At 72.8% G+C, this 24,833-nt stretch carries 21 protein-coding genes; 4 read left to right on the forward strand and 17 right to left on the reverse strand.

Features of this window, described 5'->3' with window-relative positions:
• Positions 1-34: 34 nt before the first annotated feature.
• The 4 genes from HUT19_RS11695 to HUT19_RS11710 all read right to left on the reverse strand — a co-directional run bounded on the left by HUT19_RS11695 (position 35) and on the right by HUT19_RS11710 (position 6,086).
• Positions 35-2,569 (reverse strand): [protein-PII] uridylyltransferase, encoded by a 2,535-nt coding sequence (locus HUT19_RS11695; RefSeq protein WP_254886152.1) that lies wholly within the window; start codon positions 2,567-2,569, stop codon positions 35-37.
• A gap of 142 nt (positions 2,570-2,711) precedes the next feature.
• Positions 2,712-3,050: a P-II family nitrogen regulator gene (locus HUT19_RS11700; protein ID WP_176180413.1), complete on the reverse strand. Its 339-nt coding sequence runs from the start codon at positions 3,048-3,050 to the stop codon at positions 2,712-2,714.
• Positions 3,047-4,351 (reverse strand): ammonium transporter, encoded by a 1,305-nt coding sequence (locus HUT19_RS11705; RefSeq protein ID WP_176180414.1) that lies wholly within the window; start codon positions 4,349-4,351, stop codon positions 3,047-3,049. Before HUT19_RS11705 ends, HUT19_RS11700 begins: the two co-directional genes overlap by 4 nt.
• Positions 4,352-4,559: 208 nt before the next feature.
• Entirely contained in the window at positions 4,560-6,086 is a 1,527-nt protein-coding gene (locus HUT19_RS11710) for a hypothetical protein (RefSeq protein WP_176186772.1), read from the reverse strand.
• A gap of 446 nt (positions 6,087-6,532) precedes the next feature.
• Between HUT19_RS11710 and HUT19_RS11715 the strand changes: the two genes are divergently transcribed.
• Positions 6,533-7,204: a bifunctional DNA primase/polymerase gene (locus tag HUT19_RS11715; RefSeq protein ID WP_176180415.1), complete on the forward strand. Its 672-nt coding sequence runs from the start codon at positions 6,533-6,535 to the stop codon at positions 7,202-7,204.
• A 119-nt stretch (positions 7,205-7,323) separates the two neighbouring features.
• Here the strand turns inward: HUT19_RS11715 and ftsY are convergent, their stop codons facing one another.
• From ftsY to HUT19_RS11740, 5 genes are all read right to left on the reverse strand, one after another.
• Positions 7,324-8,550 carry a signal recognition particle-docking protein FtsY gene (gene ftsY / locus HUT19_RS11720; protein ID WP_176180416.1) on the reverse strand — a complete coding sequence of 409 codons (1,227 nt, stop codon included), beginning with the start codon at positions 8,548-8,550 and terminating at the stop codon, positions 7,324-7,326.
• A gap of 33 nt (positions 8,551-8,583) precedes the next feature.
• On the reverse strand, positions 8,584-9,252 hold the full coding sequence (locus HUT19_RS11725) for a response regulator transcription factor (RefSeq protein WP_254885538.1): 669 nt from the start codon (positions 9,250-9,252) through the stop codon (positions 8,584-8,586).
• Complete coding sequence (locus HUT19_RS11730; RefSeq protein WP_176180417.1) at positions 9,249-11,459, reverse strand: sensor histidine kinase; 2,211 nt, start codon at positions 11,457-11,459, stop codon at positions 9,249-9,251. Before HUT19_RS11730 ends, HUT19_RS11725 begins: the two co-directional genes overlap by 4 nt.
• A 1-nt stretch (position 11,460) precedes the next feature.
• Positions 11,461-11,748 (reverse strand): hypothetical protein, encoded by a 288-nt coding sequence (locus HUT19_RS11735; RefSeq protein WP_176180418.1) that lies wholly within the window; start codon positions 11,746-11,748, stop codon positions 11,461-11,463.
• Between the two features lie 141 nt (positions 11,749-11,889).
• The gene (locus HUT19_RS11740) at positions 11,890-12,315 is read right to left on the reverse strand and encodes a hypothetical protein (protein ID WP_176180419.1); all 426 of its coding nucleotides are present in this window, start codon (positions 12,313-12,315) and stop codon (positions 11,890-11,892) included.
• A 232-nt stretch (positions 12,316-12,547) separates the two neighbouring features.
• Here HUT19_RS11740 and HUT19_RS11745 point away from each other — a divergent pair, with 232 nt between their 5' ends.
• Positions 12,548-13,534, forward strand: coding sequence for an LLM class flavin-dependent oxidoreductase (locus HUT19_RS11745; RefSeq protein WP_176180420.1), 987 nt, complete (start codon positions 12,548-12,550; stop codon positions 13,532-13,534).
• 42 nt (positions 13,535-13,576) lie between these two features.
• Here HUT19_RS11745 and HUT19_RS11750 read toward each other — a convergent pair whose 3' ends face one another.
• The 4 genes from HUT19_RS11750 to HUT19_RS11765 form a co-directional block, all read right to left on the reverse strand.
• Entirely contained in the window at positions 13,577-14,998 is a 1,422-nt protein-coding gene (locus HUT19_RS11750) for a sugar porter family MFS transporter (RefSeq protein WP_176180421.1), read from the reverse strand.
• Positions 14,999-15,214: 216 nt separating this feature from the next.
• The gene (locus HUT19_RS11755; RefSeq protein WP_176180422.1) at positions 15,215-19,327 is read right to left on the reverse strand and encodes an AAA family ATPase; all 4,113 of its coding nucleotides are present in this window, start codon (positions 19,325-19,327) and stop codon (positions 15,215-15,217) included.
• Between the two features lie 240 nt (positions 19,328-19,567).
• The gene (locus HUT19_RS11760) at positions 19,568-19,774 is read right to left on the reverse strand and encodes a hypothetical protein (protein WP_176180423.1); all 207 of its coding nucleotides are present in this window, start codon (positions 19,772-19,774) and stop codon (positions 19,568-19,570) included.
• Between the two features lie 369 nt (positions 19,775-20,143).
• Positions 20,144-20,425: an acylphosphatase gene (locus tag HUT19_RS11765; protein WP_176180424.1), complete on the reverse strand. Its 282-nt coding sequence runs from the start codon at positions 20,423-20,425 to the stop codon at positions 20,144-20,146.
• 155 nt (positions 20,426-20,580) lie between these two features.
• On the opposite strand from HUT19_RS11765, the gene HUT19_RS11770 reads away from it, so the two are divergent.
• Complete coding sequence (locus tag HUT19_RS11770; RefSeq protein ID WP_176180425.1) at positions 20,581-21,528, forward strand: CAP domain-containing protein; 948 nt, start codon at positions 20,581-20,583, stop codon at positions 21,526-21,528.
• A gap of 110 nt (positions 21,529-21,638) precedes the next feature.
• Here HUT19_RS11770 and HUT19_RS11775 read toward each other — a convergent pair whose 3' ends face one another.
• Positions 21,639-22,226, reverse strand: a complete 588-nt coding sequence (locus tag HUT19_RS11775; RefSeq protein WP_176180426.1) for a flavodoxin family protein — start codon at positions 22,224-22,226, stop codon at positions 21,639-21,641.
• A gap of 111 nt (positions 22,227-22,337) precedes the next feature.
• On the opposite strand from HUT19_RS11775, the gene HUT19_RS11780 reads away from it, so the two are divergent.
• Positions 22,338-22,793, forward strand: coding sequence for a helix-turn-helix domain-containing protein (locus tag HUT19_RS11780; RefSeq protein ID WP_176180427.1), 456 nt, complete (start codon positions 22,338-22,340; stop codon positions 22,791-22,793).
• Here HUT19_RS11780 and mutM read toward each other — a convergent pair.
• From mutM to rpmF, 3 genes are all read right to left on the reverse strand, one after another.
• On the reverse strand, positions 22,727-23,641 hold the full coding sequence (gene mutM / locus HUT19_RS11785) for a bifunctional DNA-formamidopyrimidine glycosylase/DNA-(apurinic or apyrimidinic site) lyase (RefSeq protein ID WP_176180428.1): 915 nt from the start codon (positions 23,639-23,641) through the stop codon (positions 22,727-22,729). The genes HUT19_RS11780 and mutM overlap by 67 nt on opposite strands.
• Before the next feature lie 109 nt (positions 23,642-23,750).
• Positions 23,751-24,638, reverse strand: coding sequence for a ribonuclease III (gene rnc / locus HUT19_RS11790; protein ID WP_176180429.1), 888 nt, complete (start codon positions 24,636-24,638; stop codon positions 23,751-23,753).
• Between the two features lie 19 nt (positions 24,639-24,657).
• Complete coding sequence (rpmF, locus tag HUT19_RS11795) at positions 24,658-24,831, reverse strand: 50S ribosomal protein L32 (protein WP_009714764.1); 174 nt, start codon at positions 24,829-24,831, stop codon at positions 24,658-24,660.
• Between the last annotated feature and the right edge of the window lie 2 nt (positions 24,832-24,833).

The raw sequence follows: 24,833 nt of genomic DNA on the forward strand, positions 1-24,833 counted from the left end.
CGGGCCGTGGCCGTCAGCGGCGCCCTCGGGACCGCTACGCCAGCGCCCGCTGGACCTCCCGGGCCACCTCCGCCGCGCGCATGGGCTGCAACGGCGCTCCGGCCGTATCGGTGACGTAGAACGCGTCCACCGCATTGGCACCCAGCGTGCTGACATGGGCACTGCGCACCGTCACCCCGGCCGCCTCCAGGGCGCGGCCGATCCGGTGCAGCAGGCCGGGCGCGTCCTGGGCGCGGACCTCGATCACCGTGGCGAGCTGGGAGCTGCCGGGCGCGATCGTCACGCGCGGTGGCGGGGCGTGCACACCGCGGCGGCGTGGGTACTTGCGGTACGCGGCCTCGCGCTCGGCGAGCCGGGCGACGATGTCCAGCGAACCGTCCAGGGCCCGCATCAGGTCGTTGCGCAGCCGGGCGGCCTGTGGCAGCGAACCGTACTCGGCCGCCACCCGCCAGCTCAGCAGCAGCACGTCACCGCCCCGGTGCGGGCCGTCCGCCACGGGCCCGCCCGTGCCGTCCAGCTCCGGCGGCAGCTCCACGGCCCGCAGATCCGCCGCACGCACGGTGAGCCGGTGCAGGGCCAGCACCCCGGCCGCCGTGGCCAGCACCCCGGGCTGGTCAGGTACGGCGATCAGCAGCTCGACACCGATCGGCTCCGGTTCCGGCTGATCACCCGCGCCGGCGGTGTCGGCCGGCTCCGCGGCGCCCGCCCCGTCCGGCGGCAGTGCCTCGGACCGGGCGTGCAGGGCGAGCACCGGGCCTCCGGTGCGCCATGCCTCGATCGCCAGCCGCTCCTGCTCGGCCGTGGTCTCCTGCGGTGCGGACTGGTCCGCCGCCGGCTCACCCGCGAGGACCGCCGCGACCCGTTTGACCAGGTCGGCGACGAGCGAGCCGCGCCAGGCGCTCCACGCCGCGGGGCCGGTGGCCAGCGCGTCCGCCTCGGTCAGGGCGTGCAGCAGCTCCAGGGTGACGGGGCCGCCGACGGCGTCGGCGACCGAACGCACCGTGGCCGGGTCGTCCAGGTCACGGCGGGTGGCGGTCTCGACGAGCAGCAGATGGTGGCGGACCAGGGTGGCCAGGACGATGACATCGGCGCGGTCGAAGCCGATGCGGGCGGCCACGTCCCGCGCGATGGTCTCCCCGGCCACCGAGTGGTCGCCGGGCCAGCCCTTGCCGATGTCGTGCAGCAGCGCGGCGACCAGCAGCAGATCGGGGCGGCCGACCCGGCGGCTGAGCGCGCTGGCCCGGACGGCCGTCTCGACGAGATGACGGTCGACGGTCCAGCGGTGCACGGGGTTGCGCTGCGGGCGGCAGCGCACCCGCTCCCAGTCCGGCAGCAGCCGGGTGATCAGGCCCTCGGCCTCCAGCGCCTCCCAGACCGCGACCGTGGACTCGCCCGCGCCCAGCAGTGTGACCAGCTGCTCCCGGGCCTCGGGCGGCCACGGCACCGGCAGCGGACGCGCGGCGGCGGCCAGCCGCCGTACGGCGTGCAGCGAGAGCGGCAGCCCGGCCTGGGCGGCGGCCGCGGCGGCCCGCAGGGGGAGCACGGGGTCGCGCTCGGGGCGCGCGGTGAGGGCGAGCACTACCTCGCCGTCCTGTTCGACGACGCCTTCGGCGAGCGGGCTGCGCTCCCCCGTGTCCGCGGCCGTACCGGCGGCCCGGCCGCCGCGTCCGCCGAGGAGTCCGCGCAGCCGGGGCCGGGGCGCGGACCGGGCGCGCAGCACCCGCTCGACCTCGCGCCAGGTGACATCACCGGCGTAGGAGACGGTCCGTGCCGACTCGTAGACCTGGCGCAGCAGCGTGTCGGCGTCGAGCAGTCCGAGGGCGGCCGCGACCTGGTCCTGTTCCTGGAGGGCGAGCCGGTCGGTGGCACGGCCGGTGGACAGATGGAGGGCGTCACGAGCGTCCAGCAGCCGCCGCCGGGCGTCGGCGAGGCCCTCCCGGGGGGCGTCGGCGAGCCAGGAGGCGGCGATGGCGCGCAGCGCGGTGGCGTCGCGCAGTCCGCCGCGCGCCTCCTTCAGATCGGGCTCGAGCAGGAATTGCAGCTCGCCGTGGCGCTGGGCGCGCTCCTGGCACAGCTCGTGCAGTTCGGGCAGCCGCTTCGGGGCCTGGGCCCGCCAGTCGGCCAGGACGGCGGTACGCAGTCCCGAGGTGAGTGCCGGGTCGCCCGCGATGTGCCGGGCGTCGAGCAGTCCGAGCTGGACCTTGAGGTCCTCGCCGGAGGTCCGCCGGGCCTCGTCGGGGGTGCGGACGGAGTGGTCGAGGGCCAGCCCCATGTCCCAGACCGGGTACCAGACCTGGTCGGCGAGGGCGGCGAGGGCGCCGCGGTCCGCGGAGCCGTCGTGGAGCAGCAGCACATCGAGATCGCTGCGCGGGGACAGTTCACCGCGTCCGTAGCCGCCGACGGCGACCAGTGAGACGCCCGCTCCGACCCCGGCGGTCCGGGCTCCCGAGGTGAGCAGCGCGGCCAGCCACTGGTCGGTGAGTTCGGCCAGGGCGCTACGGCGCGGCGGCCCGGACCGCGACTCCTCCTGGAGGAGTCGCAGCCGGGCCGCCGCGTAGCCGCCTGGCACCGAGCCGCCCGTCCCGGTCGTGTTCTCGACGGTGCCGGTGGTGTTCCCGGCCCGGTCCGTCGTGGTCTCGACGCTGTCCGTCAACTCGGCTCCCTGTGCGCTGGCGTCCGGTCGGTGTGGGCCCTGAGAGGGTCCGGGGCCCTCAGAGGGCGTCCGGGCCGCGTTCTCCGGTGCGGACCCGGATCGCGGTCTCGACGGGGACGCTCCACACCTTTCCGTCCCCGATCTTTCCGGTGCGGGCGGCCTTGACCACGACCTCGATGAGGTCGTCGGCGTCCTCGTCCTCGGCCAGCACCTCGATGCGGACCTTGGGCACCAGGTCGACGGTGTACTCCGCGCCCCGGTAGACCTCGGTGTGGCCGCGCTGGCGTCCGTAGCCGCTGGCCTCGGTGACGGTCAGGCCCTGGACGCCGAACGCCTGGAGCGCTTCCTTGATCTCGTCGAGCCGGTGCGGCTTGACCACTGCGGTGATGAGCTTCACGCGTCCACCTTCTTGTCCTGCGGCTTCGTGTCCTGCGCCGTGCCGGCGCCGGTTGTGGAGTGGCTGGCGGCGGGCACCGTACTGCGGGGCGAGCCGCCGACTCCGCTGAAGTCGTAGGCGGTCTCGGCGTGGAACGCCTGGTCGATGCCGCTGACCTCGTCGTCCTCGTCAGCCCGGAATCCCATGGTCGCGTGGATGAGCTTGGCGATGATGTACGAGGCGACGAACGAGTAGCCGAGCACGGTGAAGGCACCCAGGGCCTGCTTGCCCAGCTGCTCCATCCCGCCGACGCCGTCGGTGGCGAGGACGCCGACCAGGAGGGTGCCGACCAGGCCGCCGACCAGGTGGACGCCCACCACGTCCAGCGAGTCGTCGAAGCCCAGCTTGTACTTGAGGCTGACGGCCCAGGAGCAGACGACACCCGCGACGAGGCCGATCACGATCGCGCCCCAGGGGTCGACCGCCGCACCCGAGGGGGTGATGGCGACGAGGCCCGCGACGGCTCCGGAGGCGGCGCCCAGCGTGGTGAACGCGCCGTGCCGGATGCGCTCGTAGGCGAGCCAGCCGAGCATCGCGACGCCGGTGGCGATCTGGGTGTTGAAGGCCATGTTGGCGGCGGTCCCGTTGGCGGCGAGGGCCGAACCGGCGTTGAAGCCGAACCAGCCGAACCACAGCAGACCGGAACCCAGCATCACCAGGGGCAGGCTGTGCGGACGCATCGGGTCCTTCTTGAAGCCGATGCGCTTGCCGAGCACCAGGGCGAGGGCGAGTCCGGCGGCGCCCGCGTTGATGTGGACCGCCGTGCCGCCCGCGAAGTCGATGACCTCCTTCTTGAACAGCCAGCCGTCGGCCTGCCACACCCAGTGGGCGACCGGGAAGTAGACCACGGTGACCCACACGGTGATGAACAGCGTCCAGGCGCCGAACTTGACCCGGTCGGCCACGGCGCCGCTGATCAGCGCGGGGGTGATCACCGCGAACATCAGCTGGAAGAGCGCGAAGGCCAGGACCGGCACCGCGTCGGGCTTCTCGCCCCACAGCGACGTCGGGTCGATGCCCTTGAATCCGATGTGGTCGAGATTGCCCAGCAGGCCGCCGCCGATGTCATCGCCGAACGTGAGCGAGTAGCCGAACAGCACCCACAGCAGGGAGACGACGCCCAACGCGATGAAGGACATCATGAGCATGTTGAGGGTGCTTTTCACCCGCACCATGCCACCGTAGAAAAAGGCCAGGCCAGGGGTCATCAGCATCACGAGCGCGGCGCTGATCAATACGAATGCGGTATTTGCGCCATTCAATGTGGACGTCTCCTCGAAGCTACGGCCCGTGCGGGCAGAACATCTGAGTGGGCCGGTTATGCGCCACGAGATTGGCGCAGCACCGTTTCAGTCGATGCCACTCGATGTTTCACGGCAGTGACGAACGGCGCGGGCGTGTTACGCACCGGTGAACTGCCGTCGTCGGGTCCGATCGCTCCGTTACCGTCCGGCCGCCCCGGTGGGCGGCTCAGACGGCCTGGGTGGCGCCCGCTCCCTCGGGGGTGTCCGGCAGCAGGGTCACCAGCCGGTCACTGAGCGCGGCGATCTCCGGCACCTCGCCGAACTGGCGCACCGCGGTGTCCACGGTCTTGCGCAACCGGTTGTTCACCCGCTCCGAGCGGACCCGCTTGGCCAGCGGCAGCGCCTTGTCGGCGATCGCCGCGCATGCCTCGGGCTCCTTCTGGAGGAGGTGGACGGTGGCCATACCGATCAGATTGAGCGCATACGAACGCTGGTGACCGCCGCCCTCGCCGTGGTCGGTCTCCTGGCCGAAGAGCTGTACGGCCTTGCGCATCACCGGGTCGGCGAGCTGTGCGTAGGTGGGGCTGCGCCCGGCCACATAGGCGAGATCGCGGTAGGAGTGGGCGTTCTCCGCGTTGAGCTCGGCCTCGGAGAAGAAGCCGATCCAGTCCGGGTCGCCGTCGCCCGAGGCGCTGTCGGCGAAGGTGTCCTCGGCCATCTTCACGGCGCGGTGGCATTTGCTGGGCTGGCCCATATTGGCGTACGCGCGGGCCTCCATCGCATACAGCATGGCCTGGGTGCGCGGGGTGGCGCTCTCCCGGCTGCCGTACTGCGCGAGGTGGATCAGCTCCAGGGCGTCGTCGGGCCGTCCGACGTGGATCATCTGGCGGCTCATGCTGGAGAGGATGTACGAGCCGAGCGGGCGGTCCCCGGACTCCTTGGCGGCGTGCAGCGCGAGCACGAAGTACTTCTGGGCGGTGGGCTGGAGCCCGATGTCGTAGCTCATCCACCCGGCCAGCTCGGCCAGCTCCCCGGCGACCTTGAACAGCCGCTTGGACACCGCTTCCGGATGCGACTCCTGCAACAGATCAGTGACCTCGTGCAGCTGGCCGACCACCGCCTTGCGCCGCAGCCCGCCACCGCACTGGGCGTCCCAGGCACGGAACATCTTGATCGTGGCCTCCAGCAGCTCGAGCTCCGGCTCGGAGAGCCGGGAGACGCGCCGTGAGCGCCCCTTGTCCGCCAGGTGCGCCCCACCGGCCGATCCGGCGGGCGAGGGCACCAGCCAGCGCTGCATCGGCTCGATGAGGGAGGGGCCCGCCGAGAGCGCGAGCGAGGTGCCGAGGAAACCGCGCCGGGCGAGCATCAGATCGCTGCGGGAGAACTCACCGATCAGCGCGACCGTCTCGGGCCCGGCCCAGGGAAGGTCCACCCCGGACACGGACGGTGACCGGTGGGCGGCGCGCAGACCGAGGTCCTCGATGCCCACGACACAGCCGAAGCGCTCGGAGAACAACTCGGAGAGGATCTGCGGAATCGGCTCGCGCGGCTGCTCGCCGTCGAGCCAGCGGCGCACCCGCGAGGTGTCGGTGCTGATGTGATGAGCACCTAACTGGCGTGCTCTGCGGTTGACTTGGCGCGCCAGCTCCCCCTTCGACCAGCCGCTGCGTACGAACCACGACCCCAACTGCGCGTTGGAGCGCTTCTCAGCACCGCCGCCGCTGTCGCCCACTGGAAGGCCCCCATCCCACATGTCTTCCCGAACCGCCACCAGAATGCCTTCTGTCACGGTCAGTTGTCCCCTCGATACGGCGCATCAACCGTCGGGGACGCAAAACGCTTCATGCCTCTGGCATGTACCGATCCGCACTCAGCCCATGCTCGGGCGGTGCTCCACCGAGCACCGGGGCCCAGGGTTCATGCACTCAAAGTAATCCTACGATCACGCCTCCGGCGAGGCGGTTCCCGAAAACGCCACCATTCGCCACCCCTTCGAATGAACCCCTTTGCCGATTCGCACGATTCACTTGACACCGGGACGGCCGGAGACGGTGAAGGGGTGTGCACCGGGGCGCATGAGTCGCACCACACCACCCCCGTCACATCGGAGCGCACTGTCGTCGCGCCACTGTCGGCGACGGAGCGTCATCACCGCGCTCCGGCTCGTAACCATCGAGAGCGCGACCCGTTGGAGGGGGCATGGGCTTCACGATCGGCGGCATCCGGGACATGCGGTCCGGCTCACGGCGCCGCGGCCGTACGTCCGAGTCCACGACGGTGGCGGAGTACACCGGCCTGTGGGGCTGGGACGTGGTGCCGGGCGCACGCGCGGCGCGGGGTACGAGTGGCAGCAGAAACGAATGTTCATGCGGGGCGGACGACTGTGCCTCCCCCGGCACCCATCCGCTCTCCTTCGCCTCCCCCGTCCCGGCGGGCGCGCCGCTCGACGCCGCCGCGGCGGCGTGGGAGGAGGTTCCCGGGGCCGCCGTACTGCTGCCGGTGGGCCGCGCGTTCGACGTGCTGGAGGTGTCGGAGTACGCGGGGCGCCACGCCCTGGTGCGGCTGGAGCGGATGGGGCTGCCGCTGGGCCCGGTGGCCGTCACCCCGCACGGCCGCGCCCAGTTCTTCGTGGCCCCCGGCGCCGCCGGTGAACTCCCCGAGCTGCTCTACCGGATGGGCTGGGACGACGCCGATCTGGATCTGCGCTGTCTGGGGCCGGGCGACCACATCACCGCACCCCCCTCCGACTTCGGCGGCCTCGGGCCGGTCCGCTGGCTGCGGCCGCCGGCCCTGGACACCGCGGGCTGCCCGCCGCACGCCCGGCTGGTGCTGGGCACGCTCGCCTATCTGAGCCATCGCGCGGGTGCCTGAGCCGTCCCTCCCGGCTCCGGCACCCGGGCCCCATGAGCGCGGGGCGGGCCGGATCTCTCCGGTCCGCCCCGCGCTCAGGGGAACCTCTCGGCGGTGTCACCCGGCCGTCGGCCCACCGCTCAGTCGCCGATCAGCGCGTCGACGAACGCCTCCGGCTCGAACGGCGCGAGATCGTCCGCGCCCTCGCCCAGGCCCACCAGCTTGACCGGTACGCCCAGCTCGCGCTGGACCGCGACCACGATGCCGCCCTTGGCGGTGCCGTCCAGCTTGGTCAGCACGATGCCGGTGATGTCCACGACCTCAGCGAACACCCGCGCCTGCACCAGGCCGTTCTGCCCGGTGGTGGCGTCGAGCACGAGCAGCACCTCGTCCACCGCGCCGTGCTTCTCCACGACCCGCTTGACCTTGCCCAGCTCGTCCATGAGACCGGTCTTGGTGTGCAGCCGGCCCGCGGTGTCGATCAGGACGACGTCCGCGGTCTCGGCGATGCCTTCCTTCACGGCGTCGAAGGCGACCGACGCCGGGTCGCCGGCCTCGGGCCCCCGGACGGTCCGGGCGCCGACCCGCTCGCCCCAGGTCTGGAGCTGATCGGCGGCGGCCGCGCGGAAGGTGTCGGCGGCGCCCAGCACGACCGACTTGCCGTCGGCGACCAGCACCCGCGCCAGCTTGCCGGTGGTGGTGGTCTTGCCGGTGCCGTTGACGCCGACGACCATGACGACGCCCGGCTTCTCCTCGCCGTTCGCCCCCACACCGCTCTCGGTGTGCACACTGCGGTCGGCCTCGGTTCCGATGAGGTGGAGCAGCTCCTCGCGCAGCAGACCGCGCAGCTCCTCGGGGGTACGGGTGCCGAGCACCTTGACGCGCTCACGCAGCCGCTCGACCAGCTCCTGCGTCGGGGCGACACCGACGTCGGCGGTCAGCAGGGTGTCCTCGATCTCCTCCCAGGTCTCGTCGTCGAGGTGCTCCCGGGACAGCAGCGTCAGCAGCCCCTTGCCCAGCGTGTTCTGGGAGCGGGACAGCCGGGCGCGCAGCCGGACCAGCCGTCCGGCGGTCGGCTCCGGAACCTCGACCGGCGGGACCTCGGGCACGGCGGGCGCGGGCGCCTCCGCCGTCGCGGCCGGGGCGCCGGACCCCGGCAGGTCCACCTCCTCGATGGTCCTGCGCGGTTCCTCGCGCGGGGTTTCGGCCTCCTCGCCGACATGTGGTTCGGCGGGCGGCGCGGTGACGGACGGGCTGCTCGGCGGGGCCGTGGGCAGCCGCTTCTTCTTGCGGCTGGTGACCACGAACCCGCTGATCGCGACGACCGCGACCACAGCGATGACTACGGCAAGGATGACGAATTCCATAACGCACCCAGTATCAGCCACGAGCCCGAGAAGTCATTCGCCGCCGAGCCCGGCTTCCCGGGCGCGTACGATCGCCTGCGCGCGATCACGCACCTGGAGCTTGGCGAAAATGGACCCGACGTGATTGCGCACGGTCTTGTCCGTGACCACCAGCCGCTGGGCGATCTGGCGGTAGCCGAGGCCGCGCGCCAGCAGATCCAGGACCTCGCGCTCGCGGGCGGTGAGGGTGGGGAACGCCTCCTTCGCGGACGCCGAGGCGGAGGCGCCGAGCAGCACCCCGAGCCGCTCTGCCATCCGCGGGCTGAACACCGCGCCGCCGCGCGCGACGATATGCAGCGCCCTGAGGATCTCGTCACGCCCCGCGCCCTTGAGGAGATACCCCCGCGCCCCGGCGCGCACAGCGGCCAGCAGGCTGTCGTCGTCCTCGGACATCGTCATGACCATGACCCGCATCTCGGGACGGCCGCACAGGATCCGCCGCGTCGCCTCCAACCCGGACCGCCCGGGCAGCCCGAGATCCATGACCACCAGATCGGGCCCGGTCCGCACCGCCTCGGCGACGGCCTCGTCGGCGCAGTCCGCCTGCCCGACGACGCTGAACGCGTGGTCGAGATTCACGGCCGCGGCCAGCCCCTCCCGGAACAGCGGATGATCATCCACCAGCAGAACCCGCCACTGCGCCCGCTCCGCATCAGGTGTCACCGTCCCGGCGTCCTCTCTCCGCGTGGTACGGACTCATGGGCCGCCCCGGGCCCCCGCCCCGGTGGTGCCGCTCCGGGCGGAGCGGGTGGCTTGGGCGGGGGCGTGGCCGGGCTGCCGCAGGTTTCGTGGCCCGTCGTCTTCTTGCGGTGGGCCTCGGGGTTGCCGTGTTCCCCCGGACCGGCCAGCGGGAGCACCGCGTGCACCACCGTGCCCGTGGCCGAGCCGGTGACCGTGCAGGAGCCGCCGATCTCCTCGGCTCGTTCGGCCACCGAGGCGAGCCCGACGCCGGGGACCGCGGTCTCGCGCAGACCGCTGCCGTCGTCGGTGACCTTGACCTGGAGGGTGTCCGGGCCCGCGGTCAGTTCGATGTGCACCTGGCGCGCCCGCGCGTGCCGTACCGCGTTGGTGAGCGATTCCGCGGCGATGCGGTAGGCGGCGGTCTCGACGCCGGGCGCCAGCGGCGGCAGGGCGAGCGGGCGGCTGGCCACGCTGACCCGCAGTCCGTCGATGCCCAGCCGGTGGCCCAGGTCCCGTACCGCACCGGCCAGTCCGCGGTCGGCCAGCGCGGCGGGGGCCAGTCCGGAGGTGATCCGGCGTACCTCGACCAGGGCCTCGGCGAGCGTCTCGGCGGCCTCGCACAGCTGGGCGCGGGCGGGGTGGCCGGGGGCGCAGGAGGTATGGGCGATGTCCAGGCGCAGCCGTACGGCGGCCAGTTGGGGGCCGAGGCCGTCGTGGATCTCACGGCGCAGCCGTCGGCGCTCCTGTTCGCGGGCGAGCACCAGCCGTTCCCGGGCCGCCTGGGCCTCCTCGGCCAGGCGCAGCGCGGCGAGCGCGGGGGCGGCCTGGTCGGCGAGGAGGGAGAGCAGCCCGCTGTCGCGTTCGGCGGGGGTGCCCGAGGCGTCGCGGGAGACTTCGAGGCGGCCGACGGGGCGGCCGTGGTGGCGCAGCACGAACGTCTGGACCGGGCCGGTGAGCGGCGCTCCGGCGGCGGCCAGCCGCCGTGGCCCGGCGCGGGTGTCGACGCTGACGGCGGCGCCGGAGACGCCGAGGTCCTCCACCGCGCTGCGGCAGATCTGCTGGGGCACCTCGCCCGGGTGCGGAGCCTGTTGGAGGCGTACGGCCAGGGCGCTGACGGCTTCGTGCGGGCGGGCACGCGGACCGTAGAAGGCGCGCTCGACGCGGAGGGTGAGCCAACGGGCGCTGGGCCGCAGGGCCCAGCCCAGTACCAGGGCGCAGCCCGCGGTGAGGGTGGTGGCGCCGCCGCGGACGGAGGGGATGCCGGCCTGGACGGCGACGACGGCGCAGACGACCACGGCGGCCAGGGAGGTGAGGACGAAGGCGCGGGCGAGGCGGTGGCTGGTGGAGCGGTCCAGCCGCCATATGCCGGTGCGGGCGACGCCGAGGCAGATGGCGGCGGCCCAGACCGCGCTGCCCACGGTGCGGGCGACGATGGTGGGCATGCCCTCGCCCCACTCGGTGAGCAGGAGCGAGACACAGGCGGGGTAGGCGGCGGCCAGCAGGGCCCAGTCGCGGCGTTCGGCGCCGCGGGAGCCGGCGGCGCGCCAGCACAGGGCGGCGGTCACGGCGACGGCCACGGTGCGCAGCACCCAGGGTTCGGCCTCGGCGTAGGTGCCCAGGTGGTCGAAGGCCCACTGTCCGCAGACGGTGCCGAAGGCGGGGTTGGGGACGGCGCCCACCAGGGGTTCGCTGATGAGCCACAGCACCGCGTAGCCCAGCCAGTAGGCGGAGGCGCCCCCGCTCATGGCCCACCACCGCCATCGCCGCCGGGCCCCGCGCGGGAACAGCCACAGCGGCAGCAGCAGGACGGTCAGCGGGCGGCAGGCCATCTTGGCCGCGGCCAGCAGCAGCGACAGCACGGCTCCGGTGGTGCCGAGGTCGGCGATGCCCAGCAGCTGGGCCACGGCGGAGGGCAGCAGCCACAGGGCCCCGGCCACCAGCAGCACACTGCCGTAGCGCCGGGCGGACCGCTCGGCGAGCAGCAGCACCCCGACGCCGAGGACGGGGATGCCGACGGCGACCCGGGTCAGTACGGCGGCACCGCGCGGGCGCGGGTAGGTCAGGGCGAGCCATTGGTCGTTGACGCGCAGCAGCCCGGCGAGCCAGCCCGCCAGCACCACCACGAACAGCGCCGACACCCCGCCCGCGGCCTGGACGGCCCGGTCCTTGGGCAGTGCGGCCCGCCTCATGTCAGCGGGCGAGCGCTGGGTGCGGCGCACCCGCGCGGGACCGGCCGCCCCTGACCCACAGCGTGACGTACGCGTCGCCGCGGCCGGGGCGGCACTTGTACTCGTCCCACTTGTGTCTGCGGATCCCCTCCCTGCCCGCGCGCTGGCAGGCCCCGCCGGTGTCGAAGTGCCCCGCCTCGCGCCAGGAGGCGCTCCCGGACGCGGTGGCCGGGGAGGCGGCGGCGTTCCACAGGAGGGCTCCTGCGAACAGGCCGAGCGCGATGGTCGCGCGGGTCGGGGAAGGGCGCATGGTCAGTCTCCTTGTTCTCGCCCCCGAGCACTACCCGCCGCCACGGCGCTGAAGTGCGGGGAAACCCCGGCCCACCCGAACCGGTGACCTCCTAGCACCCGCGTTCCGTTCGGGGCGGCGGGAGTTGGGGACGAGCGGGGCTCACCGCACGAACACCAGGACGGCGGCGGCGATGTCCTCCGCCTCCGCGTAGCACAGGCCGATCCGCATCAGCGCGAGCCTGATCGGCTGGGCCGTCCAGATCTCCAGCGAGTCGAGGAAGCCCGCGAGCCGGTGGGCGTACCGGCGGACCATCGCCGTCTCCCGGGAGCTGAGCCGGGTGAGCAGTTTGGCCAGCAGTGCGCCGCCGTGGCGCAGGGCGATCACCACCAGCCGCTGCCGGACCAGCCGGGCGACGGCGGGGTCGGGCTCCCCGGGGGAGCAGAGGAACGCCCGGGCCGCTTCGAGTTCGGTCTCGAGTGCCGCGTCGCCCTCCGGGGTTCCGCTGCCGTTGAGCCGGACCCGGACGACCAGATCGTCGATGTCGGATCCGGTGATGAGATGTGGTTCCCCCGTGCTGATCTTCACGCGCCGCTCCTTGGGTTCCTGGGTGTGTGGGACTCGGCCCGCGGAGCGGGCCGAGTCCCACGATGGGCCGCCCCGCGTCCCAGGCGCATGAGTCATCCGCCCCGGTCTGCCCGCGTGCGGGGGGCGGGCGCAGGTGGCTCGCCCGGCCGCCGCACACCGATGGCTATTTGACGGATCGTCAGCTACGGTCGCACTCCCCGGGGGACCGCCCAGGACGAAGGGGAGATCCGCCATGCCCGTCACGGTCGTACGGCTCAATCTCGTCGATCCCGCCGCCACCCCCGGTTCCCTGTCCGGCCGTTACCGCGCCGCCGTGGAGATGGCGGCCTACGCCGATGAACGGGGCGTCACCACCGTCCAGACCGAGGAGCACCACGGGTCCGCGGACGGCTGGCTGCCCGCGCCCCTGGTGTTCGCGGGCGCCGTGCTGGGCGCGACCCGGCGGATCACGGTGACGGTCTCCGCGCTGATCACCCCGCTGTACGACCCGCTGCGGCTGGCCGAGGACATCGCCGTGCTGGACCTGGTGAGCGGCGGGCGGCTGGTGACGGTGGCGGGGATCGGCTACCGCCCCGAGGAGTACGCGGCACACGGCCGGGACTGGGCGGGGCGCGGTGCGCTCCAGGACGAGGCGCTGGAGACGCTGCTCGCGGCGTGGACGGGCGAGCCTTTCACCCACCGCGGCCGTACGGTGCGGGTGACCCCGCGCCCGTCCACCCGGCCGCATCCGCCGCTGCTGGTGGGCGGCAGCTCCCGGGCCGCGGCGCGCCGGGCGGCCCGGCTGGGTCTGCCGTTCTTCCCCAGCGCCCATCTGCCGGAGCTGGAGGCGTACTACCACGCCCGGCGGGCGGAGTACGGCACCGAGGGCTGGTGTCTGATGCCGCCGGAGCGCACACCGCTGCTGCACGTGGCGGAGGATCCGGACCGGGTCTGGGCGGAGTACGGCCACCATCTGCTGCACGAGGCGAGAACCTACGCGTCCTGGCAGCCGGACGGGATGCGCTCGGCGGTGCGCTCCCGGGCCCGGGACACCGCGGCGCTGCGCGCGGAAGGCGTCTACCGCGTCCTCACGCCCGAGGAGTGCGTGGCGTACGCGGCGGAGGACGGCGGCCGGGCGAGTCTGGTGCTGCATCCGCTGTGCGGCGGGATGCCGGTGGCGGTGGGCCGCCGTTCGCTGCGGCTGTTCGCGGAACGAGTACTGCCCCGCCTCGGGGAATGAGGCGGGGCAGCTCTCCTGTGCGAGGAGCGGGCGGCGGGGGGGTTAGCCCATCTCCTCCAACGCCTTGCCCTTGGTCTCCGGCACCCACTTGAGGATGAACGGGATCGAGAGCAGGGCGAAGGCCGTGTACATCATGTACGTCCCGGAGAGGTTCCAGTCCGACAGGCTCGGGAAGCTGGCGGTGATGGCCCAGTTGGCGATCCACTGGGCGGAGGCGGCGACACCGAGCGCCGCGGCGCGGATCTTGTTCGGGAACATCTCGCCGAGCAGGACCCACACCACCACACCCCACGAGAGGGCGAAGAAGAGCACGAACGCGTGGGCGGCGATCAGGGCCACCACACCCTGGGCGTGCGGCAGCTTGCCGTCCACGAGGCTGGCGGAGAAGGCCCAGGCGACCAGGCCCAGCGAGACCGCCATACCGACCGAACCGATGAGCGCGAGCGGCTTGCGGCCGATCCGGTCGACGAAGATCATCGCGATCACGGTGCCGAGGATGTTGATGATCGACGTGGTGAAGGAGTAGAAGAACGAGCTGCTCGGGTCGACGCCGACGGACTGCCACAGCGTCGAGGAGTAGTAGAACGCCACGTTGATGCCGACGAGCTGCTGGAACACCGACAGCCCGACACCGATCCAGACCACCGGGAGCAGACCGAAGCGGCCGCCCAGCAGGTCCTTGAAGGTCGACTTGTGCTCGCTGCGCATCGCCTGCTCGATCTCGTCGACCCGCACGTCCAGGTCGACCGTCTTGCCCTCGACCTCCCGCAGGACCTCCTTGGCGCGGTCGTTGCGGCCGACGGAGATCAGGAAGCGGGGCGACTCGGGGATGGCGAAGGACAGCAGCCCGTAGAGGACGGCCGGGATGACCATGACGCCGAGCATCCACTGCCACGCCTCGAGGCCGGCGATGGTGCCGCGCTGGTCACCGTCGGCGAGGTTGAGGATGCCCCAGTTGACGAGCTGGGACAGGGCGATGCCGACGACGATCGCCGCCTGCTGGAACGAGGCGAGCCGGCCGCGGTACGCGGGCGGGGCGACCTCGGCGATGTAGGCCGGGCCGATCACGGAGGCCATGCCGATGCCGATACCGCCGAGCACCCGCCACATGGCGAGGTCCCACAGCGAGAACGGCAGCGCCGAGCCGACAGCGCTGACGGTGAACAGGACGGCGGCGATCTGCATGACGCGGATCCGGCCGATGCGGTCGGCTATCCGGCCGGCGGTGGCCGCGCCGATCGCCGAGCCGATCAGGGCGATGGCGACGACCTGGGCGAGGGCCGCGGAACCGATGTCGTACTTGCCGCGGATGGCTTCGACAGCTCCGTTGATCACCGAGCTGTCGTAGCCGAAGAGAAAGCCGCCCATCGCGGCGGCGGCGGTGATGAAGATGACGTGGCCGAGGTGATCCGGATGGGCCTTGCGGCCCTCGGACCTCTGCTGTGCCTGCACGGTGGTGGTCAACGTGAACTCCTGTGGCCCGCCCGGCAACACTGCCGGACGTTGGGGCTGGCTGGCCCTTCCAGCGGAGGCGAGCCGAGAGGTCGGCCACCACTTGAAGGTAAAAGCAACGTTGCAGAGACTATGCCTTCAAGTTTCGAAGTCAATAGGGTGAGACAAAGAAAACCAACCCGCGCGGCGACACACCCTCTGAGCACTTGACTTCAAGTATTGAAGCGGTCACCGCAGGCGCTGGCTGATGACCTTCGACACACCGTCGCCCTGCATCGAAACGCCGTAAAGGGCGTCGGCGACCTCCATCGTCCGCTTCTGGTGCGTGATCACGATCAGCTGGGAGGACTCCTGGAGTTCCTCCATGATCCGGATCAGCCGCTGGAGGTTGGTGTCGTCGAGCGCCGCCTCCACCTCGTCCATCACATAGAACGGGCTCGGCCGCGCCTTGAAGATCGACACCAGCAGCGCCACGGCGGTCAGCGACCGCTCACCGCCGGACAGCAGGGACAGCCGCTTGACCTTCTTGCCCGGCGGTCTGGCCTCCACGTCCACACCCGTGGTCAGCATGTTCTCGGGGTCGGTGAGGATCAGCCGCCCGTCCCCGCCCGGGAACAGCCGGGAGAAGACGCCCTCGAACTCGCGGGCGGTGTCCCGGTACGCCTCGGTGAAGACCTGCTCGACCCGCTCGTCGACCTCCTTCACCACCTGCAACAGATCGGCCCGGGTCTTCTTCAGGTCCTCCAGCTGCTCGCTGAGGAACTGGTGCCGCTCCTCCAGCGCCGCGAACTCCTCCAGCGCCAGCGGATTGACCTTGCCCAGCTGCTGGTACGCGCGCTCGGCGGCCTTGAGCCGCTTCTCCTGCTGCGCCCGGACGTACCGCACCGGCTGGTTGCGGGGGTGTTCGGGGGCCTCCGGCAGCTCCTCGCCCTCGGCGGGCGGGGACGGCGGCACCAGCTGGTCCGGGCCGTACTCGGCGATCAGTCCGGCCGGTTCGACGCCCAGTTCCTCCAGCGCCCTGGACTCCAGCTGCTCGATCCGCAGCCGCTTCTCCGCACCCAGCACCTCGCCCCGGTGCACCGAGTCGGTCAGCTTGTCCAGCTCGCTCTTCAGATCGCGGCCCTGGTTGCGCTCGGCGACCAGCTCACGTTCGCGTTCCGCCTTGGCACGCTCCGCCGCGTCCCGCTCCTCCCCGGCCCGCACCAGCGACACCTCGACATGCGCCAGCAGCTGACGGGCACCGGCCGCCACGGCCGAGGCCACCTCCGCCTCATGGCGCAGCCGGGCACGCCGCTGCTCGGCGCGCGCCCGTGCCTCGCGCTCGGCGCGCGCGCCCCGGTCGAGCGCGTCCGCCCGCCCCGCAAGCCCCTTGACGCGCTCCTCATGGGTACGGACCTGGAGCCGCGCCTCCATCTCGGTCTGCCGGGCGTTGGCCCCGTCCGCCGCGAGACGGTCCCGCACCGAGGTGTCCGGCTCCTCCTCGCCCGGCTCCTCCTCGGCCACCGCCAGCCGCTCGGCGAGCTCCTCGGCCTCCTCGACCGCCCGCTCCAGCGCCTCTTCGGCCCGGGCGGCGGCCGCGGTCATCCGCTCGGCCTCCCCGGCAGCCCCGCGCGCCTGTCCGCCCAGCCGTCCGAGGGACTGCGCGACCTGCGACTTCTCCCGGTCGGCCGCGCTGCGCCGCGCCGCCAGCTCCTCGACCAGGGCCACGCATGCGGTGCGCCGCTCCCCCGCCGCGCGCTGCGCCCCGGCCAGCTCCTCGCACCGTACGGCCAGTTCCTCCAGCTCCGCCGCGGCCTCGTCGACGGACGCCTGCACCTCCAGCAGACTCGGTGCCCCGGCGGCCCCGCCCTGCGCGAAGTGCGCCCCGAGCAGATCGCCCTCGGCGGTCACCGCCGTCAACTCGGGCTTCCGCCCGACCAGTTCCTCGGCGTCCTCCAGGGTGGGCACCACGACCATGCCGTCCAGCAGCCGCCGCAGGGCGGGCAGCAGCGCCTCGGGCCCGCCCACCAGATCCACCACCCGCGGCGGACCGTCGGCATCCCCCGGCCCGGTCCGTGCCCCGGGCACGCTGACCTCGGCACCGGAACCGCCGCCGTGCTCCGCGGGCTGCGGCACCCGTACGACCTCGTCCTGTGCCCCGTCCGCCCCGGACCGCGTCCCGGGCACAACGGGCCCGCCGGACCCGGCCCACCCCGGCGCGGACGGCCCCTGCGGGGCCGGAACCGCCGGAGGGATGCTCGCCCCGCCCGGCGCGGCCGGTCCGTCGCCGGGGGCGTCGCGGCCGTCGCCGGGGGCGTCGCGGCCGTCGCCGGGGGCATCCGCTCCCCGGCCGGGCGCCGCGGAACCCGGTGCGCAGTGCCCTTGCGGGCCCGGGACCGTCGGGTGGCCAGGGCCGGCCGAAGGGGAGAACGCCGCACCCGGGGCCGCCGGACCGGCGCCGGGAAGGGTGGGGTCCGCGGTGGACGGCCCGTGTTCGCGGGGGCCGCCGGCGGGGTCGGCGGCAGGTGTGGTGGGCCCGGGGCGGAAGCCGTCCCGGGCGGGGGCAGGATCCTGGGCCGGGGAGGCGGACGCGGTGGGGGTGTCGCGGGCGGCGGCGAGTGTCGCCCGGTCGGCCGGGGGCGCGGCGGCGCCCAGGAGGAGGGCCGCGCGCCCCGCGTCCTGGGTGCGCAGCAGCCGCAGCGCGTCCGCCGCGGCGGCGGGGTCGGTGACGGCGAGCGCGTCGGCGGCGGCGCCCAGGGCCGCGGCGACCGGGATCTCGAAGCCCGGGGCGACCGTGAGCAGTTCGGCGGCGGGGCCGAGCAGGCCGGTGAGCCGGTCGGAGGCGGCGAGCAGCGCGCCGGTGCCGTCCTTCCTGCGCAGTCCGAGCGCCAGCGCGTCATGCCGGGCCGAGGTCGCCGCGCGCTCTCGCTCGGCGGCCGTGGCGGCCTCGCGGGCCGTGCTCAGGACCGTCTCCGCCTCGGCCAGCTCCCGCTTCGCCGCCTCGTGGCGCTCCGCCAGTTCCGCGTCGCCCGCGTCGAGTCCGTCCACCTCGGCCCGGAGCTGCTCGTACTCCTCCTGCGCGGCGACGGCCCGGGCCTGGGCCTCGTCCCGGGAGGCGGCCAGCCGTTCGATCTCGGCCCGGGCGGAACCGGCCCGGCCGCGGGCCGCGTTCACCTGGCCCTGGAGCCGGGCGAGCCCTTCGCGGCGGTCGGCGATGGCGCGGGCCACGTCCTTGAGCCGGCGCTCCTCCTGGGACAGGGCGCGCTCCAGTTCGGCCCGGTGGGCGACGGTGTCCTCCAGGGCCCGGCTCGCCGCCTCCAGCGCGGCTTCGAGCTCCGCCTCCTGCTCCCGGATGCGGGCCGCCTCCCGCTCCATGTCCTCCGGGTCGCGGCCGCGCCGCTCCTCGGCCGGGGCGGAGGTCGCGCTGGTGACACGGGCGTCCGCGAGGCTGATCGTGCCGCGCACCCGCTCGGCGAGCTGGGAGAGCTCGTACCAGGTCGCCTGCGCGTCCCGCAGCCGGGGCGCGAGCTGCCGGACCTGCTCCTCGAGCGCCGCCTCGCGCGCCTGCGCGGCCCGCAGCTCCGCCTCGGCGGCCTCCTTGCGCTGTTTGAGGGCGGCCTCGTCGGCGACCTCGGCGCTCAGCGCCTCGCGCAGGGTCACCAGGTCGTCGGCGAGCAGCCGCAGCCGGGCGTCGCGCAGATCGGCCTGGATCACGGCGGCCCGCCGGGCGACGGCGGCCTGCCGGCCGAGCGGTTTGAGCTGGCGCCGCAGCTCGTCGGTGAGGTCCTGGACACGGGCGAGGTTGGCCTGCATCGCGTCCAGCTTCCGCAGCGCCTTCTCCTTGCGCTTGCGGTGCTTGAGGACGCCCGCGGCCTCCTCGATGAAGGCGCGGCGGCCGGTGGGGTCGGCGTGCAGGACGCCGTCGAGCTGGCCCTGCCCGACGATGACGTGCATCTCGCGGCCGATGCCGGAGTCGGACAGCAGCTCCTGGATGTCCAGCAGTCGGCAGGTGTCGCCGTTGATCTGGTATTCGCTGCCGCCGTTGCGGAACATGATCCGCGTGATCGTCACTTCGGCGTAGTCGATGGGGAGCGCGCCGTCGGCGTTGTCGATGGTGAGGGAGACCTCGGCGCGGCCCAGCGGCGGGCGGCCGGTGGTCCCGGCGAAGATGACGTCCTCCATCTTCCCGCCGCGCAGCGACTTGGCACCCTGTTCACCCATGACCCAGGAAAGGGCGTCCACGACATTGGACTTACCCGAGCCGTTGGGGCCGACGACGCAGGTGATACCCGGCTCGAAGCGGAGCGTCGTGGCGGAGGCGAACGATTTGAAGCCTCGGAGGGTCAGGCTCTTCAGGTGCACGCCGTTGGACTCTACCTGCCGCCTGACGCCCGGCATCGTCCCCGGCACGGGGCGGCGCGGACGCGTCCGGGCTTTTTCCGGGTTTCAGGAAAGATCGGTTTCACCGACGAGAGGGAGGGGCACATCAGTCGGTAAGGAAAACCCGGAAGAAGCGCGGGGACACGACGAAGGGACGCCGAGGGCGTCCCTTGAAGATTCTCAAGCGGCTGACGATGCAGCCCGACCGGCCCTGGGGCTGGGTCAGGCGAGCGCAGGCTCCGCCTGGGGTACGTCGATGCCTTCGAGCAGCGAGTCGCTCTGATGAGCGGCGGCGGACAGCGCATCGTTTTCGGCCTGGATCCGAATGAGCTCGGATTCAAGATCCTGAACGCGCTGCTGAAGCCGTCGCATCTCGGCGAGGACTCGGGGGTCGGAGCCGCCGACGTAACCGAGAAGCGCCTTTGCCATGATGGATGGTCCTCCACAATGAGTGACCGACCGAAGCGGTGTGGGTCGTGAGGGATCGCACCCGCGATGTCTGCCCGTACTACCGTGCTGCCTGGCGGACAAGTTAAGGTGCGCGGGGACTTCCAGCGTCTCACCAATTGGTTTGAGGGTCAACACGATCACACGCTGCCCAAGCCGCGGGGGACGAGAGCTCACCGACGGCTCAGAATGCCGCCCTCTCCAGAAGGGCCCCGCGGTGACGAAGATCTTCCGTGTCTCCGCAGCCTTCCACGGAGCGGCGCCGTTGGCAACCATCAGCCGATTTCTGCTCACAGCTGGCGTGGAAGGTGCGGTCGACGGGCCCCCGAGAGGATCATTCCGGTGGGTCCGTCAGCGGATCTCGAAGGTGTCGTAGCCGCCTCGCGGTGTGTCCCAGATCTCGGTCACACCGTCGACCCGGCCGGGCGTGTCGCCATCCCGCAGCCAGTCGAGCAACTGTTCGCACTCCGGCCGCGGGCCCTCCGCGACGATCTGCACCCGCCCGTCGGAGAGGTTGGAGGCGAAGCCGACGAGGCCCCCGATGCGCAGCGCGTTGGCCCGGGTGTACCAGCGGAACCCCACTCCCTGGACCTGGCCGCGGACCCACACGGTGAGACGGACTCTTTCGTTCATGGGTGCACGCTAACGGGCCAATTAGCCGGTCAGCACGCCAGATAGGGGCCTCATGGCGTACAGTCCGGCGTCAACAACACTCACCCACACGAGTGGTTCATGAGTCGCCCACACGAGTGACACAATGACAGCCGAGCACATAAGGAAGGCAGGAGATGGGCCGCCATCGACGATCTGCCCCCGGCCCCGCGGCAGTTCCCCCGCGCGCCGGCCGCCACCGGGGACCGCACCGCAGCGCCTTCGCGCCGGTGCGGACCGGGCTGCTGGGCATGTCCGCCGCCGTCGCGGTGGGCGCGGTGGCAATGGCCTCCGGGCTGCTTCCCGGAGGCGGTCATCAGATCGGCGGGGGCAATGACCCGGCCGGTCAGGTGCAGGCGGGAGGCCCGACCGACTCCGGTCTGGGACCCCAGGGCACCCAGTCGCCGTCCCCCTCGCTGCCCGGTCAGGTCCCGGCGGGCCAGGGTGGCGGCCACCCCCAGGCACCGTCCACCACCCCCTCGAAACCCTCCAAGCCGTCCAAGCCGTCCAAGCCCTCCACACCGTCCACATCTCCGTCGCACCGGCCGGGCTCGCCCGGTTCCTCGGACCACCGCGGGGACAGTGACCGCGGCAACGGCGGCGGCAAGGGCTCCTCGGACCGCGACCGGGACCGGGACACCCGGCCTCCCAGCAAGCCCGCCGATCCGCCGGTGGACACCGGCGTTCCGGACGAGCGCGGCGGCCGAGAGGCGGCGGCCGAGAAGCAGGTCCTCGCGCGCGTCAACAAGGAGCGCGCGAAGGTCGGCTGCTCACCGGTGACCGCCGATCCGAAACTCTCCCAGCTGGCCGACGACTTCAGCGACGACATGGCGCTGCGCGGCTTCTTCGACCACATCAACCCCGACGGAGAGAGCCCCTGGGACCGCGCCGAGCGGGCGGGCATCCTCGACCTGGGCGGCGAGAACATCGCCCGCGGCCAGTCGACCGCGGAGGAGGTGATGGACACGTGGATGGACAGCTCCAGCCACCGGGCCAACATCCTCAACTGCAGGTACACGACCATGGGCGTCGGCGCGCACTTCGACGGTGACGGCCCCTGGTGGACCCAGGACTTCGGCTACTGAGGCCGTAGACCTCAGCCGCGGACCTTCACCGGGGTCCGGCCTCACGACCCGGCGGCCCGGGGCGCGTCCACTGCGCCCCGGGCCGCCGTATGCCCTGCCCCGTCCGCGGCTCAGGCCACGGCGGACCGGCCCGCCGCGAAGGTGCGCGCGGTCTCGGCGACCCGGCGCCCCAGGTGTGCGGCGGTCTCGACATCCGCCTTGTGCACGCCTTCCGCGCCCTGGTCGGCGTTGGACTGGGCGGCGGCGCCGAGGAAGAAGCCGAGCCGGTTGAGGTCGTTCTCGGACGCGGTGGTGGCGTTCCAGCCGGGCTCCAGCCCCAGGTTCACCCAGTGCATGCCCAGCTGGGCCGCGAGCACGGTGAAGAACTGAAGGGTGTGCAGCTTGTCCCCGCCCTTGGAGGCGGAGTTGGTGAATCCCGCGGCGAGCTTGCCCTGCCACGCCTTGCTGAAGAAGCGCTGCGAGGTCGACTCGGCGAAGACATGGAAGGCGCCGGACGCGGTGCCCATGTAGGTGGGCGAACCGAAGACGATCGCGTCCGAGCCGTCCAGCAGTTCCCACTCCTGGTCGGTGATGGTGTCGACCTTGATCAGATGGACGGTGGCCCCGGCGGCGGCCGCGCCCTCACGAACGGCCTCGGCCAGCACGGCGGTGTGGCCGAAGCCGGAGTGATAGGCGATGGAGACAACGGGGGTGGTCACGGTGATGCGCTCCTCAGGCGTCGTAACACGGTGGCTGACACGACAAGAGAAGCACTAACTTTTAGAAAGCGCAACCCATGAGTTAGCGCTGCACACGAGTATGGTGAGTGCATGGACAGTGAACGCACCGGTACGGCATGTTCCGCTCCGGGGACCGAGGACCTGGCCTTCGATGTGTTCGCCCGCGCCTGCCCGTCACGCGGCACGCTGGAGCACGTCACCGGGAAGTGGGGCAGTCTCACCCTGGGCGCGCTGTACGAGAGCACGCTGCGCTTCAACGAACTGCGCCGCCGGATCGACGGTGTCAGCGAGAAGATGCTGTCCCAGACGCTGCACGCGCTGGAGCGCGACGGACTGGTGCACCGTGCCGCGCAGCCGACCAACCCGCCGCGTGTGGACTACCGGCTCACCCCGCTGGGCAGTGAGATCGCGACCCGGCTGCTCGCCCTGATCAACCTGGTCGAGGAGCGGATGCCGGAGGTGATGGAGGCCCAGGCGGTCTACGACGGGACGCGCACGGACAGCGGCGGCACGGCGGCCGGGCGCGGCGGGCGCGGCGGGCGCTGACAGCGCGGGCAGAAGTAGCTGGAGCGGTTCATCCAGGGACGGCGGCGCATCGCGGTGCCGCAGCGGCGGCACGGCTCGTTCTCCCGGCCGTAGGCGTCCAGGGAGCGCTCGAAGTACCCGGACTCACCGTTCACATTGACGTAGAGGCTGTCGAAGCTGGTGCCGCCGACCGCCAGCGCCGCGCCCATCACCTCGCGCACATGGCCGAGGAGTTCGGTGCTGCGCGGGCGGGTGAGGGTCGCGGTCGGCCGGTCGTAGTGCAGCCGGGAACGCCACAGCGCCTCGTCGGCGTAGATGTTGCCGACGCCGCTGATCAGCGACTGGTCGAGCAGGGCGCGTTTGACGGTGGTCCGGCGGCGGCGCAGCGCGGTGTGGAAGGCCGCCTCGTCGAAGGCGGGGTCCAGCGGGTCGAGGGCGATGTGCGCGATGGCGTCGGGCAGCCCGTCCGGGGCGCCGGGCACGGTGTCGTGCAGCGAGAGGCCGCCGAAGGTGCGCTGGTCGACGAAGCGCAGCTCGGTGCCCGCCGCGTCGGCGAACCGGACCCGGATGCGCAGATGCTTCTCGTCCGGGGCATCGTGCGGCTGGACCAGCAGCTGGCCGCTCATCCCGAGGTGGGCGAGGACCGATTCGGCGGCGGCGTCATCGTCGAACGGCAGCCACAGGTACTTGCCGCGGCGGCGGGCCACACCGGTGGTGCGGCCGGTCAGCCGGGCCGCGAAGTCCTCCGCGCCGCCGAGGTGACGGCGGACCGCACGGGGGTGCAGCACCTGGACCTCTGCGACCGTACGGCCGCTGATCCAGCGCTCCAGCCCGCGCCGGACCACCTCGACCTCGGGCAGCTCGGGCAAGGGGGCCTCCTTGGCCGGGAACCCTCCCGCCCCGCGGGGAACGGCCGGGGCCGTCCACCGCGGGGCGGGAGAAAACCGTTCAGACAGTTACGGACAGTGCGGAAGGAGATCAGCGTGCCGTGGAGGCCGCGTCGGCGGCGGCTCCGCCGTCCGCCGCGGCAGCGGCTGCGGCGTCCGCCTCGGCCTCGGCCTCGGCCGTGGCTTCGGCCTTCGCCTGGGCCTCGTCGGCAGCGGCGCGAATGGCGCGCCAGGCGGCCTCGGCCGCCTGCTGCTCGGCTTCCTTCTTGCTGCGGCCGGTGCCGGTGCCGTACGCGACACCACCGACGCGGGCGGCAGCCGTGAAGGTCTTCTCGTGGTCGGGCCCGGTCTCGGAGACCAGGTACTCGGGAACCCCGAGACCCTCGGTGGCGGTCAGCTCCTGGAGGCTGGTCTTCCAGTCCAGGCCGGCACCGAGATTCGAGGACTTCTCGATCAGCGGGTCGAAGAGCCGGTGCACCAGTTCGGCGGCGGCGTCGAGCCCCTGGTCGAGATAGACAGCGCCGATCACCGCTTCGAGGGTGTCGGCGAGGATGGATGCCTTGTCCCTGCCCCCGGTGCCCTCTTCGCCCCGGCCGAGCCGGATGAAGGCGCCGAGGTCCAGGCCACGGCCCACCTCGGCCAGCGCACGCGAGTTGACCACCGCGGCCCGCAGCTTGGCCAGTTGGCCTTCGGGCAGGTCCGGGTGGATGCGGTACAGCGTGTCGGTGACCACCAGGCCGAGCACGGAGTCCCCGAGGAACTCCAGCCGCTCGTTGGTGGGCAGCCCGCCGTTCTCGTAGGCGAAGGAGCGGTGGGTGAGCGCACGCACCAGAAGGGCGGACTCGAGCTGGTACCCGAGCCGCCCTTCCAGGATCGTGTGGGACGAGGCCGTGTCCGCCTGGACCGCTTCACCGCCGCGCGGATGACCTCCGCGAGGTTCGCCCGCGCGCTTGCGGGGAGGCGTAGTGGCGTCCGACATAGAGCCTGTCACCCGCCGATCAGACCTCGAGGACCTGGCGGCGGTTGTAGGTGCCGCAGCTCGGGCACGCGATGTGCTGCTGCTTCGGCTCGTGGCAGCGCTCGCACGCCACCAGGGTGGGGACCGCAGCCTTCCACTGCGACCGGCGGTGGCGCGTGTTGCTGCGCGACATCTTCCGCTTCGGAACAGCCACGG

It is taken from the genome of Streptomyces sp. NA02950 (genome assembly GCF_013364155.1).
GTDB lineage: Bacteria > Actinomycetota > Actinomycetes > Streptomycetales > Streptomycetaceae > Streptomyces.